We start from the raw sequence: 14,379 nt of genomic DNA, 5'->3' as shown, positions 1-14,379 counted from the left end.
GGGCCTCCGGTTAGAATCCCGACAGGAAGCGGGAGTATTGAATGACATTTCGGACCGATGGACGAATCTTGTTGTCATTTTCCTGGTTGAGAGGCGTGTTGTCGCTTTTCGAAGGCTTGGAGTTAACCTCCAGCAGCCATACGCGGCCATTGGTGTCCAGCGCCAAATCGATTCCAAGCTCGCCGAAATGCGCCGGGATATGCTTATCGATTCCTTCGGCAATCGTCAGGGCGGCCGTTCGAAGACGTTTGGAGGCCCCTTCCTTGCCGGCAAAAATATTGGAGCGCGCGACAGCCTCGTTAACGGTGCTGAGCGTTCCCCCGCGTGCGAGATTGGAGACGAAATGCTGGCTGCTCGCGGTACGCGCAACTACGGAAGTCAACGTCCATTTGCCTGTTGCGTTCTTCTGCACCACTGCGCGGAAGTCGACCGGCCGCTTCTGGATCTCAATCAGATTGAGTCCTTGCTGGGCTTGATATTTAATGGTTTTCATCTTGGTCGAAATGCTCGAGAACAGCTTCACAAGGTTCGGGTATACCTGCCGCCTTGTTCCGGTGCCGGTTGTAAAATGCGCCTGATAGATGTCTCCCTCGAGCTTTGTCACGCGGATAATGCCTTTGCCGAGACTGCCTTTGGAAGGCTTGAGGAATACGTTGCCGTAACGGGAGCACATTGATTTCAGCGTGGTATAGTTGCGGAGGAAGTGGGATTCCGGCAGATAGCGACGGACGCTTTCGTCTTTTTTCAGCGCATCGAAGACTTCCATTTTGTCCAGGAACTTTTCGTTAAAGACGCTGGCATGATGAGTACTCTTTATTTCCTTGAAAAACTGCTGCACAAGAGCGCGGCTTTCCAGCTTGCGAGACGTCAGACGGTTGTTCACGACATCCGGCAGCGGAAGCTTTGCCCGCTTCCATCCGTTCGCAAAGGTCCAACCCTCGATTTGTTTGTCGCTGCTTCCCGAGACATGGTTCGGAGTGAAAAAGTATACATGCGCCCCCTGATTCGCGCAGCCGTCGACCAATTCCTTGCAGAACATCGTAATCGTGCCAAACGGTTTGTCGGGCGTACTCGGATAATCCCGGCTAATCAGAACGCCGATCAGAGGCCCAAGCCTAAGCGTGGAAGACGAGGAATCGTAGCTCAGGCGAAGGGAGGTGCTGCTAAGAATGCCCATCTGTCTGGCAAGCGATTGGTTGATGCGCATTCCGTCGTACTTCGGTACCGGAATGACCTTCACCGTCTTCTTGAATGTTCCGAACCGCAATACGATCGACACGCTGTGAGAAATATGCCATTGCTTCAGGTAGGCTTCACCGAGCATAATCGTATCTTCCGGAAGCATGCCGGAGCTGATAAGCTGAACGGCTACTTTCGATTTTTGCATTGTGTAAATCTCCTTCCAAGCAGGAGGATGACGAAAAGCGGATAAAGGCCCATAGGTGTTTTACACGAATTACTTCATCATATGAGGACATCTATCCCTTGGTGATTGGCCAAAGAAATTAGTGGAGCGGTCATATCCGGCGGTTTGTCTTCATAGGATAGTGGTGCGGACAAGCAAAAGCTATTGAAGCGGGAGTTGATTCGAATGAGGGGAAAAGCCCGGCATATTATGTATCTGGCAGTTGCTTTGGCGATGCTGTTCTACGGGGTAACGAAACTGGATCTTACGGGTCCATGGAATGCTGTGACGATATTCGGCGTAGTGTGGACGTTGTTTGCGCTGCTCGTTATTGCCGCTCATTTAAATGCGCTGCTCTGGATGAACGAGCAGAGGAAGAAAGAACTGGACCGCATCAAGCGGATGAAGAGAAATACCTGGGAGCGCAGGCTGCAGCAGGCGGTGGACAGGGGTTCGAACCGAAGTGCAAGAGGTTAAGGCATGGACGAAACGCGCTGGCCCCCGCAAGGGGGCTTTTTCATTTGCTAAGCTTTTTGAGGATGGGGGGAATCGTGCATGCCTGTTAATCGATTTCTTTGAACTGAACAAGCTGCTTGACGAATTTATATACCGCTTCTTGTTCCTTGACGGATAGACCTTGAAGCTGAGATGCGATTTTCTCCGCATAGGTGCTTTCTTCGTGAGGTGTCCCGGGCATATGGACCAGCTGCTCAAGCGGACATTGGAGGGCGTGGGCAATTTTGCTCAAGACATCGACCGTAGGACTTTTCTCGCCTCGTTCCACTTGGCCCATATAAGAGCCGTTGATTTCGGCCCGCAGAGCAAGCTGCTCTTGGCTGAAGCCCTTTTTTTTGCGTATTGCCCGTATATTCTCACCGATATTTCGGCTGATTTCGTTCACATTCGTCACCTCAGCCTTAAGATAGAGCTTTCCTATCCCGGCAACAACGTCTTATAGTCCTTATTAAAAATAGTGCCTATAGTCATTGACCAAAGGTTATGCTTTTTATTATAATTGTGTAAAAAGGTTCTACCTATTAACATCATTTCCTAAACAGGAACTTTTTAACAAGGAGCAACGCTTATGGTTGATGAGTTTGAGTTTTTTCGAAACGTACAGACTTACTATCAGCATATGCGGTTTCAGGTGCAGTTCACGTACCGCATTTTACATAAGACCAATAAACCGGCGAAGGCGCACGGCAGCTTTAATTGCAGGGTGAATCCCCGCACGCAGCATGTGGAGTATCAGATGAGCCTGCGGTCGGAGACGATCGCAAGGCCTTTTAGCGAGAAGGGTTCCTTTTTATTTTCCAGCCAATATCCCGAGATCCCGCCTCAATCGGTCGTCCTTGAGAATTATCCGATTCTGAAGCTCAAGTATCCCGTACCTATCAATTATGATTGGTACTCCTTTATATTTAAAGGAACGCAAGAAGCATTTACGGTGCAGTCCCTCCAGCAGGTGTTCGACAAATATCGTTGTACCGGGGCAGACGGGGAAGATGTGGATGCAGGACTAAAGGTCGCAGCCGTCTCTATCGACTGGTATAATGGAATGAAACGAACGAAGGTTTAATTGGGGGAGGGCGGTGCCGGTGGCATCCGTTTCCGGAATGGATACAAGCACGAAGCGCGAACAAATTCTGCAATACATAGAGACGCTCGATATAGGCGAGAAAATCTCGGTAAGGGCAATCGCCAAGGCGCTTGGCGTAAGCGAAGGAACCGCTTATAAAGCGATTAAGGAAGCGGAAGCTTCCGGACTTGTAAGCACGAAGGAAAGAATCGGGACGGTCCGAATTGACCGGAGAAGGCGCGAGGCGCTGGATCAGCTCACCTTCGGCGAAGTGGCGGAGATTGTCGAAGGGCATATATTCGGAGGCACTTCGGGGCTGGACAAGTCGCTCCACAAATTTGTAATCGGCGCAATGGAGCTGGACGCGATGCTCCGCTACATCGATGAAGGCAGCCTGCTTATTGTAGGCAATCGGAGCGGCGCGCACCGCTGTGCCCTGGAGCAGGGAGCCGGCGTTCTGATTACGGGCGGATTCGAGCCAAGCGAGGAAGTGAAGGCGCTGGCCGACGAGAACGGACTGCCGATTATTTCATCCCGGCATGATACGTTTACCGTAGCTTCGATGATTAACCGGGCGATGTACGACCGGCTTATCAAACGCAAAATTATGCTTATTGAAGATCTGATGACGTTCAGCAAGCCGGCAGACGTGCTGCGTTCCGGCAATACGCTGCTCGACTTTCACAAATTAAGCCGGGAGACCGGCAATTACCGATTCCCGGTTATTGATGACAGAGGCAGGGTTGTCGGGATGATGACCTCGAAGGATGCAGCCGGTTCATCGGATGAAAGTTCAATCGACAAGCTGATGACCCGTCATCCGATCACGGCCGCGCCTAACATTGCGGTGACTTCGGCCGCGCATACGATGGCTGCCGAAGGAATTGACCTGCTGCCGATCGTTGACCGCCACCGGAAGCTGCTTGGGGTCGTCACCCGCCAGCAGCTGCTGGACGCTCTCCGTTTTGCCGGCAAGCAGCAGGAGATCGGAGAGACCTTCGACGATCTCATCTGGTCCGGCTTTGACGCGGATGAAGCGGATGGCGTTCCGCTCTACAAAGGAGCCATTACGCCTCAGATGTCCGGATCTCTTGGCATGGTGTCCGAAGGAATATTGGTTACCCTGATGACCCTGGCCGGACGCCAGATGATCCGGGACGCAGGCAAGCGGGACTATCTCATTGACGGCATGACCGCGTTCTTTGTAAAACCGGTGCAGATCGACAGCCAGATTACGATCGTCCCCCGCGCGCTCGAAATGAGCCGCAAAGCGACCAAGCTCGAGATCGAGCTGATCGATCAGACGGGGTTGGCGGCGAAGGCTATGATGACGGCGCAGATGATTGATTCGTATTAGGGAGGGCATGGGGATTACAGGAATGTATCTCCTTCCGCTGCTGTTGTGATCGTGAATTTTGAATCAACTCGCTTATGCGAGAATTCACGATTCACAAAGGCAGGCGCTACGCTCTTCAGGAGATACATTCCCTCCACCCCCACTTTCAAACTCCCTAATACTTTAGGGGAGACAGCTTAAAGGGCTGCCATTCGTTTGGCAGCCCTTTTTAATGTTTTTAGTCACTTATCTGGACTCTTCACTTTGGTTCTGCTCTGTCTCTCGGCTACGTTGCACCAAATACACTATAAAGGGGCGAATCTGTCCATTGGTTCCGAATATCCTGCACAGAATGCAGCATATTGAAGGAAAACAGTCCCTATTGGTTCAAATCGGTACAATATCCTGCATTCTATGCATTATAACTCTTCAGCTACCTTCCAAAATGGCTAATATACTGCACTTCATGCAGTATATTTCATTTTGATACACCTGAAGGGGGGGGGAAGCAAGTTAATCGTAGTCCCAATCGCCGGCTTTTCTGCGCTCGCTCCTGCGGGAGGAGGAGCCGGCTGCTTTTTTTGCTTTTTTCGCAAGGCTGTTTTCTTTGCGCGCAAGATGGGAAAGCTCTTTGGCCGTCTTCCTGTAGTTATGAAGCCGTTTCGCTTCAAGCGTTCCGTCTTGAATCGCTTGAAGGACCGCGCAGCCGGGGTCGGATTCATGTCGGCAATCCCGGTAACGGCAGCCGGCAGCTAGAGCTTCGATATCGGAGAAAGCCTGTTCCAATCCGTCCTGCGCATCCCACAGCTGAAGCTCGCGCATGCCCGGCGTATCCATGACAAGCGTTCCGTTCGGCAGAAGGAACAGCTCCCGATGCGTTGTCGTATGGCGGCCGCGGGCATCGTTTTCTCGGATGCCCTGAGTCTCCATAATGTTGTCATCCGCAAGCCAGTTCAGCAGAGTAGACTTGCCGACACCGGACGAGCCTGTGACGGCAATGGTTTTGCCCGGCTGCAAATAAGGAAGAAGCTGCTCTTTGCCCTGGTTTTGCAAGGCGCTGATGAGGTGCACCGGTACGCCGGGGGCCGCGCTCTCCATTTGTGCGGCGAAAGCCTCCGGATCACCGCATAGATCGGCTTTGGTCAGCAGAATAACCGGTGAAGCGCCGCTTTCCCATGCGGCAATCAGGTAACGTTCCATTTTGCGGACGTTAAAATCCTGGTTCAGTGCGTTTGTAATAAACAAATAATCCATGTTGGCGCCAACGACCTGATCATCCACGGTGCTTCCGGCTGCTTTGCGGATCATTGCGCTTTGACGCGGCAGTAGGCGATGAATAACCGAACGTGTCTCGCCGGGCAGTTTCTCGGCCATAACCCAGTCGCCCACGGCGGGAAAATCGCTTTTGAGCGCCGCATTAAATTCGTATTTGCCGGTAACGGTTGCCGTGTGCTCGCCGTCTGGCGTCATGATCTGATAAGAATGGGAATGCTGGGCGATCACCCGCGCGGGCACGAGCTCTCGCGTGCTTTCCGGCATTTGCTCCATTTTATGGTTCCAATCGGTATTCCAGCCGTAGGCCAGATGTTGTTGATGGTGGTGCAAGGTATCGGTATTGTTCAAATCGGATGCTCCTCTTTAATCGTATTATTGGATGGTGTAAAACAAAAAAACCGCAGGGATTCCCCTGCGGAAGGCACAAAAAAACCGCAAGGACCTCTCGGTCCCGCGGCGCGTCTCTAAATGGTTAGAAGGCGTTCCGAATAGGCCGAGATACATGAACAGCGCAAACAATCGATAGGTTCATCATTTAACATCAGCCTCCTGTAGTAAGATGTGCTTAGTATATGCAAAAGAAGACCGTATTCTCTAGGCCAACTTTGAGTAAAAGAAAACTTTCCGTTACCCAAACAAAAAAGCCGACCCGCGAAATGCCAGGTCGGCTCAATCTGCTGCCCCAAAGGACGGGCAGCAGTAGACTTTTGTAAAAGGTGAACGGAGTGAACAAATGTCTCTGGAGAAATGTAATGCTCGCCTTTGGTTGCCGGATTCCTACCTTGTGAAACATCTAATAAAAGGAATCCGGAACCAACAGCGATTGGAAGAGACATTTGTTCATGGAGAGAATGTTTTTACAACCGCATTACTGCTGCATCGTCCGAAAAATACTATGGTTACGCAGCCCCGCAAACAAATTGAAAAATCCGATCACGAGGAAAATCGCCCCGATCACGATACGGGCCGTCGAAGTGCCGGAGAGGAACAGCTGAACGCCGGCGATAAACATAAGCATAAAGCCCATGCTGATGTTCATCCGGGAAGCATGAAGGCCGCGGGCTCGCGTGTCCGTCGAGCGTCGGGATCTAAAGCTGAAAAAGACGGTAAGCGCGAGCGTGATCATGATGCCCGGCGCAAACACCCATTGCAGGAGTGAATCCATGTTTGCTACAGCTCCTTTTGTAGTCTCAATGGCGTTATTGTAGCATGAATTCACCCAAAACCGGAAATAAATGCGATTAAGAAGGAGGTCTCGAGTAGAGCCGGACCTTCACCCATACTTGCAGCCTGTTTTCCACGACCAGAATGGTCGTGATGTCGATAGAATAGTCTTTTTCAAGGACATTGGTATAAATCTTGTTGCTTAATAGTCTGCGCGCAAGCTGGGCGTCCGTGTCGATCTCATAAATGCTTTGCCCGAGGAAAACGGAAAGATCGGCTTTAATCCGCTTGATTAATTCCGCTTCGGTTACTTTATCAAGCTTGGGGCGGTCGGTATTTTGGCCGGCTTCCTCTTCGATCCGCGGCACGACGCTTTTGATGACGGTATGCTGATTTTTGAACATCGTTAAATTTTTTATATCCGTTTCAGATTGCTCCAGCTTAACCTCCAGATCGCTCTTCAGATTCACTAACGCCTCGAATTGGGCGTGGTACATGGAATTGTAAATGATTGCGCCAAGCAGCATGCCAAGCAGCAATACGCCAAGCATCTGCACCCCTTTGACATACCGCTCAAACTGAGGTACGCGCATGCATCAAGCCGCCCCCTTGCAAATGAGCTTGACCAATTCCGTTCCCATATGGGCGCCTAGAAAAGCGATGGCAATATAAGCAATCTGAAGGACGGCCGGCGACAAATGCCCTTCTACGATATTACTTTCGATAACGCGCATCGGATCGATAGAGCCTCCGACGGCTGCGACAATCGCCCATATTTTGAGATTGCCGGCCGTGCTCAGCATCATGGAAGTAGGCGGGAGCAGCAGAAAAACCGAGCCGATTCCAGCCAGCATGGATCCTCCGACGACAACGCCAAAGGCAATAAAAAAATCAAGCCCGGCCTTGGATAAAATGACGTTCACAACGTACACCTGCCTTTTAGCGCATAGTCCAGCCTGTCCGGCTGCCTCACTACCATTCTATGGGCGCTGTGCGGTCTATTATGATAAAATAGAAGGAATAAGAACCGAAAGAGGGTGCCAGCGGATGAACAACATAGATTCCTCGTTTGTGCATTTGCACGTGCATAGCGAATACAGCTTGCTTGACGGCGCAGCCCGGATCCGCGATTTGGTGGCAAGGGCTGCCGAGCTAGGGATGAAGTCGCTTGCCCTTACCGATCACGGAGTCATGTACGGAGCTATTCCTTTTTATAGAGCATGCCTGGCACAGGGCATCAAGCCGATTATTGGCTGCGAGATGTATTTTACGGCGGGTTCCCGTTTCGAGAAGGGATCGCGCAAGGACAATCCGATCTATCATTTAATTCTTCTAGCGAAAAACGAGACCGGTTACCGCAATCTGATGAAGCTGGTCTCGATTGGCCATCTGGAAGGCTTTCACTATAAGCCGCGGATCGACCCGGAAGTGCTGGAGGCCCATTCCGAAGGACTGGTCTGCTTGAGCTCTTGTCTGCATGGGGAGATCTCGCAGCATCTGCTTCACGACCGCCGGGAGGAAGCGCTGGCGGCAGCTTTGCGCTACAAGCGGATCTTCGGGGACGACTTCTATCTGGAGCTGCAGGATCACGGCATGCTGGATCAAAAAAAAGTAGCGGCAGCCATGATCGAATTGGCCCGGGAAACGGGCATTAAGCTTACGGCAACGAACGACGTACATTATTTGACGCCGGAGGATGCCGCCGTGCAGGATGTTCTGATTTGCATCGGAACGGGCAAGTCGGTAGACGATACGGACCGGATGAAGATAGGGACGGATCAGCTGTATATGAAAAGCGGCGAGGAGATGGAGCTCTTATTCCGCCATGCGCCTGAAGCGATTCGTCATACTGCCGAGATTGCGGACAAATGCTCGCTGGAGCTGACGTTTGGGCGGGCAGCGCTGCCGGTCTTCCGTCCGGTGCCAAGCGGCATGAGCTCGTCGGCGTATTTGGCGGAGCTTTGCAGAACCGGTCTTGCTTCCCGTTACGCCAGTCTGCCGCAATGGTCGGAGGATCCGGCTTTCCGGGAGCGGGCGGAGGGAAGGCTTGCTTACGAGCTTTCCGTTATTGAAAATATGGGCTTCAGCGATTATTTCCTGATCGTATGGGATTTCGTCCGCTTTGCCCATGAGCAAGGCATCCGGACCGGCCCGGGACGGGGCTCGTCGGCGGGAAGCCTGGTTGCTTACGTGCTCCGGATTACCGACGTGGATCCGCTGAAGTACAAGCTCCTCTTCGAGCGGTTCCTGAATCCGGAGCGGATTACGATGCCGGATATCGATATCGACTTCAACGACGAGCGCCGGGACGAGGTAATCGCTTATGTCTCGGCCAAATACGGCGATGAGCATGTGGCGCAGATCATTACCTTTGGCACAATGGCCGCCAAAGCCGCGGTCAGGGACGTCGGGCGCGCGATGAATGTGCCGTTCGCGGAGGTGGACCGGGCGGCGAAAATGATTCCGAATCAGCTCCACATTACGCTCGAGGAAGCTCTTCGGATCAGCGAAGGCCTGCGCGAAGCCTGCCAGCGGCAACCGAGGACCGACGCCATGATCAAGATGGCGCTGAAGGTGGAGGGCATGCCGCGCCACGCTTCTACCCATGCGGCCGGCGTTGTCATCTCCGGCGGTCCGTTAACCGATTACGTCCCGCTGCAGGCGGGAAGCGAGCGGACGGCGCTGACCCAATATTCGATGGAGCATCTGGAAGCGGTCGGCCTTTTGAAAATGGACTTCCTCGGCCTGAGAACGTTATCCATCGTGGAGCGTTCGCTTGCCTGGGTGAAAGGCTTATACGGCAAGGAGATTGATTTCCGCAAAGTGCCGGATAATGACCCGGACACCTACGCGATGCTCGGGCGCGGCGAGACGATGGGGATTTTCCAGCTGGAGTCGTCCGGCGTCAGGCGTGTACTGAAGGAGATGAAGCCAAGCGAATTCGAAGACATCGTATCGGTGCTCGCTTTGTACCGTCCGGGTCCGATGGAGTTTATTCCGAATTACATTCAGGGCAAGCATGGGCTTGCTCCCGTCAAATACCCGCATCCCTCTCTCGAGCCGATTTTGTCGGATACGTACGGCATTATTGTGTACCAGGAGCAGATCATGCAGATTGCGTCGGCCATGGCCGGCTTCTCGCTTGGCGAAGCGGATTTGCTGCGCCGCGCCGTATCGAAGAAGAAGCGGGAGGTGCTCGACGAGCAGCGCGCGCATTTCGTGAAGGGCAGCGTAAGCGAAGGGTATAGCAGCGAGGATGCCAATCTGGTTTACGATATGATCGTCCGGTTTGCGGACTACGGCTTCCCACGCGCCCATGCCGCGGCTTACGGCGTGCTCGCTTTTCAGACGGCATGGCTGAAGGCTCATTATCCGATTCCGTTTATGGCGTCGATGCTTGCTTCCGTTACCGGCAATCAGCGGAAAACCGCCGAATACGTGGACGAATGCAGACGGATGGGCATTGAGGTGCTGCCTCCCGACGTGAACGAAAGCGGCATTACGTTTACGCCGGTGGAGGGAGCCGTCCGTTTTGGCCTTGCGGCTATCAAAAACGTTGGTACTCAAGCTATCGAGGCTATCGAGAAAGAGCGCCGGGAACGGCCTTTCGACAGCCTGCTTGACCTATGCCGGCGCGTGGATCTGCGCGTCGTCAACAAGCGTGTGCTGGAATCGCTTATTCAAGCCGGAGCGATGGAATCGCTGCCCGGCCACCGGGCGCAGCAGCTTGCCGCTCTCGAAGAAACCGTTGATGCCGCTTTGAAGTGGCGCAAGGAGCGCGAGGAGCTGCAGATCGAGCTGTTCGGTTTTGACGAAGTGCAGAACTGGGATGTCGAGCTGCCGGATATCAGGCCGTATTCGACGGGCGAACAGCTGGAGCTGGAACGGGAGCTGCTTGGCCTCTATTTGTCCGGCCATCCGCTGGATGCGGTAGAGGAACAGCTGGAGCCGCTTGGCCTTGACCGGTTCGTAGAGCTTGGGGAGGCCGCTGAAGGGGCTGCTGCCGTTATCGGAGCGAGAGTGGTTTCCCTTAAACCGTTTACGAATAAAAAAGGAAATGCGATGGGCTTTATTGAAGTAGAGGACAGGGTTATGCGTGCTGAGGGAGTTGTATTCCCGGCTGTATGGAAGCGCTGCGGGGATCGTCTTGCGAAAGGCGGGCTCGCGATTATTCACGCTACCGTCCAGCATCAGGACGAGGACTTTAAGCTGATCATCGAGGATGTTGTGCCCATTCAGGAAGGAACGGCAACGGCGGAGCAGCTGGCCGAGCATGTCAGGCGGATGCGGAAGCATGCGAGCTCCCGTGCTTCGAGACCGGCAGGAGGCGCCAATCAGCCGCCCGCTCATACTTCTTCGCAAGGCAAAGCGGCAGGAGCCGGCACGGCTCAGGCTGCAACGGCGGCACCCGCAGTCCGGAAGCCGCAGCCTGCAAGGCAATCGGCGCCGGCCGAGCGCCCGAACCAGCCTGCCGAGAAGAAGCGCCAGCGCGTCTATATCAAGATCATCGCTTCGCGCGAGCATCCCGACGTGCTGGAACAGCTGAAGAAGCTGCTCGCCGACCATCACGGCCAGCTGGATACTGTGCTGTTCTATGAACGGGAGCAGCGTTCGCTTGCTCTGAGCGAAACGTACCGCACCAAGCCTTCTCCGCAATTATTCAGCGCCATTGAGCAGCTTCTTGGGCAAGGAGCCGTAATTGTCAGATAATTTATGCACAACTCTATCGCATCCCGCATACATTTAATGTTACAAGTGGGATTAAGCGGCTGCTGCCGCTGCTTTTTCCCGGCTTACGTTGCATGAAAACGTACAAGCATATGCGGGAGGGATGGACATGACGTCCGGAATCGAAAAGTGGTTGCAAAAGCGTGGAGTAAGCGTGGATGATATTGCGGAAATTGTATATACACTGCAGCGTCCTTACAATGCGGATTTGACCGTGGCCGAATGCGAAGAGAGCGTAAGAGCCGTTTTGGAAAAGCGCGAAGTGCAGTATGTCCTGTATACCGGAATCGCTCTCGACGAGCTGGCCGAACGCCGTTTGCTGCCGGAGCCTCTTCAGGCTATCATGGAAACCGACGAGTCCCTGTATGGCGTAGATGAGACTTTGGCACTAGGAATAACGAATGTTTATGGGATGATCGGCTTGACGAGCTTCGGATATTTGGATAAAGTAAAGCCCGGCATTATTCGTCAGCTGAATCTGAAAGGCGAGAAAATTCACGTGTTTCTCGACGATCTTGTCGCAGGACTGGCGGCGGCGGCATCAGCAAGGATCGCGCATCAGGACCCAAAAGCCATCCGATACCATTTGCCCGATTCGCCATGACTGTGGTATCATTATGACATCATATGGCCTTTAACGGGATTGACTTGTTAGAAGATGCGAACTTTGCTATGGGCAAAGTTTTCAGGAGGTACCATAATGTGGACGGTCATTTACATCGCTCCAACCGCTAGAATCGCGGACAACATCAAGAAGCGGCTTACGGAAGAAGGCTTTCTCGTAAAAGTCCGTCCAGTTAATCTGTCTAAACAGCAATATGAGATTTTGGTTCCTTCGGGTGAATTGGAGGAAGTACAGGAAGTATTCAACTCCATTATGCAGCCGTAATACCTTATACTATTGCGCCTTGAGAGGTGTCACACATTGCAAATTAAGGACTTATTTTCAAAGAAGAAGTATGCGACCATCCCTTCTGAGCGGCCTAAACGCGACATACCGGAAGGTCTAATGAATAAGTGCTCCAAATGCGGCACCATTCAGTACAGCAAAGAATTGGATAAAAACTTGAAGGTATGCTCGTCATGCGGGCATCATTACCGTCTGAGTGCTTGGGAACGGATTGGAATGACGCTTGATGACGGGCGTTTGTTTGAATACGATGCGGATATGGAATCCGTCGACCCGCTCGAATTCCCCGGGTATAAAGGGAAGCTCGAGCAGCAGCGGCAGAAAAATCCGAATCTGCGCGAAGCCGTTGTAACGGGCGAGGGCACCATTAACGGCCATCCGGTTGTTGTTGCGGTCATGAGCTTTGACTTCTTCAGCGGAAGCATGGGATCTGTCGTTGGCGAGAAAATAACAAGAGCAATCGAAGCGGCGCATGAGAAAAAGCTGCCCCTTCTTATTTTCTCGACATCGGGCGGCGCCCGCATGCAGGAAAGTATACTTAGCTTAATGCAAATGGCGAAGACAAGCGCCGCTCTTTCCATGTTTCAAGGGGCTGGAGGCTTGTTCATTTCGGTGTTTACGGATCCTACGATGGGTGGGGTTTCCGCGAGCTTTGCGAGTCTTGGCGACTACAATTTGGCCGAGCCCGGCGCACTTGTCGGTTTTGCCGGCCGTATCGTAATCGAGCAGACGATTCGCCAGAAGCTGCCGGACAACTTCCAGACAGCGGAGTTCAACATGCAGCATGGACAGCTTGACCTGGTTGTTCACCGCAAGGATATGAAGACAACGCTTGGCAAGCTGCTGGATATGCATACCGTAAGGGAGGGATTATCCCATGGCGGCTGAACAGATGCTTCCGTTCGAGAAGCCGATCAGCGATTTGCGCGAGAAGATCGCAACGCTGAAGACGCTGGCTGAAAGCAACGGCATGGACTTTTCCGAAGAGATAACGCGTCTTGAAGAAAAGTGCAAGCAGATGGAAGAAGAGTTGTACAACGAAATGACCCCGGCGCAGAAGATGCACATTGCGCGTCTTCACCAGCGTCCGACTTCGCTTGATTTCATTCAGGCGGTATTTACGGACTTTATCGAGCTGCATGGCGACCGCTTGTTTGCCGACGATCTGGCGATTGTCGGCGGCCTGGCGAAGCTGAACGGCTTGCCGGTAACGGTAATCGGCCATCAGCGCGGCAAGGATACGAAGGATAATATTGCCCGTTTCTTCGGCAGCCCCCATCCGGAAGGATTCCGGAAAGCGCTGCGTCTTATGCAGCAAGCGAACAAATTTAAACGCCCGATCATTACTTTAATCGATACAAAGGGCGCTTATCCAGGCAACACGGCCGAGGAGCGTGGCCAATCGGAAGCGATTGCCCGCAACTTAAGAGAGATGGCCGGATTTGGCGTGCCAATCGTCTGCATCGTTATCGGTGAAGGCGGCAGCGGCGGGGCTCTAGCCCTTGGCGTAGGCAACCGGGTATTGATGCTGGAGAATGCGATTTACTCTGCAATTTCCCCTAACGGCGCGGCTTCCATTCTGTGGAAGGACGCATCCAAAGCGGATATTGCGGCCGAAGCGATGAAAATTACGGCGAAGGATTTGCTCGAGTTCGAAGTGATCGAGGACATCATAGAAGAGCCGCAAGGCGGCGCGCATCGCGATCTAGCGTTCACGGCGGAACGGATGAAGGAGAAATTGTGGAAGCATTTGGCGGAACTTCTGCCGATGACACCCGAGCAACTCATTGAAGACCGTTACCATAAATTCCGCAAGATTGGCGAATTCCAAGTAGCGGAAGCCGCAGCGCAGGAAGCTGCAGAGGCCCCGCAAGAGGCTGAAGCTCCCGAAATGACGGAATCGGCAAAGGTATAAAATTTTTACACTGTCGTACAAGCTGCGGCTCAAGATCTTGATTATTGACTATAATGACTATAGCAGG

General features: G+C 53.0%; 14 protein-coding genes. 8 read left to right on the top strand and 6 right to left on the bottom strand.

Annotated elements, in window-relative coordinates; all coding sequences use genetic code 11:
- Positions 1 to 10: 10 nt before the first annotated feature.
- Positions 11 to 1,387 carry a YheC/YheD family endospore coat-associated protein gene (locus PGL01S_RS15185; protein WP_127495459.1) on the bottom strand — a complete coding sequence of 459 codons (1,377 nt, stop codon included), beginning with the start codon at positions 1,385 to 1,387 and terminating at the stop codon, positions 11 to 13.
- A 204-nt stretch (positions 1,388 to 1,591) separates the two neighbouring features.
- On the opposite strand from PGL01S_RS15185, the gene PGL01S_RS15180 reads away from it, so the two are divergent.
- Positions 1,592 to 1,882 (top strand): hypothetical protein, encoded by a 291-nt coding sequence (locus tag PGL01S_RS15180; protein WP_116394420.1) that lies wholly within the window; start codon positions 1,592 to 1,594, stop codon positions 1,880 to 1,882.
- 85 nt (positions 1,883 to 1,967) lie between these two features.
- On the opposite strand, the gene PGL01S_RS15175 is transcribed toward PGL01S_RS15180, so the two are convergent.
- Positions 1,968 to 2,306, bottom strand: a complete 339-nt coding sequence (locus tag PGL01S_RS15175; protein ID WP_164775485.1) for a helix-turn-helix domain-containing protein — start codon at positions 2,304 to 2,306, stop codon at positions 1,968 to 1,970.
- A 183-nt stretch (positions 2,307 to 2,489) separates the two neighbouring features.
- On the opposite strand from PGL01S_RS15175, the gene PGL01S_RS15170 reads away from it, so the two are divergent.
- The gene (locus tag PGL01S_RS15170; RefSeq protein WP_127495457.1) at positions 2,490 to 2,984 is read left to right on the top strand and encodes a hypothetical protein; all 495 of its coding nucleotides are present in this window, start codon (positions 2,490 to 2,492) and stop codon (positions 2,982 to 2,984) included.
- Between the two features lie 19 nt (positions 2,985 to 3,003).
- Positions 3,004 to 4,341, top strand: coding sequence for a DRTGG domain-containing protein (locus PGL01S_RS15165; protein WP_244935597.1), 1,338 nt, complete (start codon positions 3,004 to 3,006; stop codon positions 4,339 to 4,341).
- Between the two features lie 492 nt (positions 4,342 to 4,833).
- Here PGL01S_RS15165 and rsgA read toward each other — a convergent pair whose 3' ends face one another.
- From rsgA to PGL01S_RS15145, 4 genes are all read right to left on the bottom strand, one after another.
- Positions 4,834 to 5,943, bottom strand: coding sequence for a ribosome small subunit-dependent GTPase A (gene rsgA / locus PGL01S_RS15160; RefSeq protein WP_127495456.1), 1,110 nt, complete (start codon positions 5,941 to 5,943; stop codon positions 4,834 to 4,836).
- A 520-nt stretch (positions 5,944 to 6,463) separates the two neighbouring features.
- Positions 6,464 to 6,760, bottom strand: a complete 297-nt coding sequence (locus PGL01S_RS15155) for a YtpI family protein (protein WP_127495455.1) — start codon at positions 6,758 to 6,760, stop codon at positions 6,464 to 6,466.
- Between the two features lie 76 nt (positions 6,761 to 6,836).
- On the bottom strand, positions 6,837 to 7,352 hold the full coding sequence (locus PGL01S_RS15150) for a sporulation membrane protein YtrI (RefSeq protein ID WP_127495454.1): 516 nt from the start codon (positions 7,350 to 7,352) through the stop codon (positions 6,837 to 6,839).
- Between the two features lie 3 nt (positions 7,353 to 7,355).
- Entirely contained in the window at positions 7,356 to 7,682 is a 327-nt protein-coding gene (locus PGL01S_RS15145; protein WP_127495453.1) for a YtrH family sporulation protein, read from the bottom strand.
- Between the two features lie 124 nt (positions 7,683 to 7,806).
- Here PGL01S_RS15145 and PGL01S_RS15140 point away from each other — a divergent pair, with 124 nt between their 5' ends.
- From PGL01S_RS15140 to PGL01S_RS15120, 5 genes are all read left to right on the top strand, one after another.
- A complete protein-coding gene (locus PGL01S_RS15140; RefSeq protein ID WP_127495452.1) occupies positions 7,807 to 11,469 on the top strand; it encodes a DNA polymerase III subunit alpha in 3,663 nt (1,220 codons plus the stop codon).
- A gap of 127 nt (positions 11,470 to 11,596) precedes the next feature.
- Positions 11,597 to 12,091: a phosphatidylglycerophosphatase A family protein gene (locus PGL01S_RS15135; RefSeq protein WP_015846042.1), complete on the top strand. Its 495-nt coding sequence runs from the start codon at positions 11,597 to 11,599 to the stop codon at positions 12,089 to 12,091.
- Between the two features lie 96 nt (positions 12,092 to 12,187).
- Positions 12,188 to 12,376, top strand: a complete 189-nt coding sequence (locus PGL01S_RS15130) for a hypothetical protein (RefSeq protein WP_015846041.1) — start codon at positions 12,188 to 12,190, stop codon at positions 12,374 to 12,376.
- A gap of 36 nt (positions 12,377 to 12,412) precedes the next feature.
- Positions 12,413 to 13,285, top strand: a complete 873-nt coding sequence (gene accD, locus PGL01S_RS15125) for an acetyl-CoA carboxylase, carboxyltransferase subunit beta (RefSeq protein ID WP_127495451.1) — start codon at positions 12,413 to 12,415, stop codon at positions 13,283 to 13,285.
- A complete protein-coding gene (locus tag PGL01S_RS15120; protein WP_127495450.1) occupies positions 13,275 to 14,312 on the top strand; it encodes an acetyl-CoA carboxylase carboxyltransferase subunit alpha in 1,038 nt (345 codons plus the stop codon). The genes accD and PGL01S_RS15120 overlap by 11 nt, the downstream gene beginning before the upstream one ends.
- The last annotated feature ends 67 nt before the right edge of the window (positions 14,313 to 14,379 follow it).

Origin of the sequence: Paenibacillus glycanilyticus NBRC 16618 (genome assembly GCF_004000805.1) — a bacterium.
Classification (GTDB): domain Bacteria; phylum Bacillota; class Bacilli; order Paenibacillales; family Paenibacillaceae; genus Pristimantibacillus; species Pristimantibacillus glycanilyticus.
This window is presented reverse-complemented; position numbering and strand designations above follow the sequence as displayed.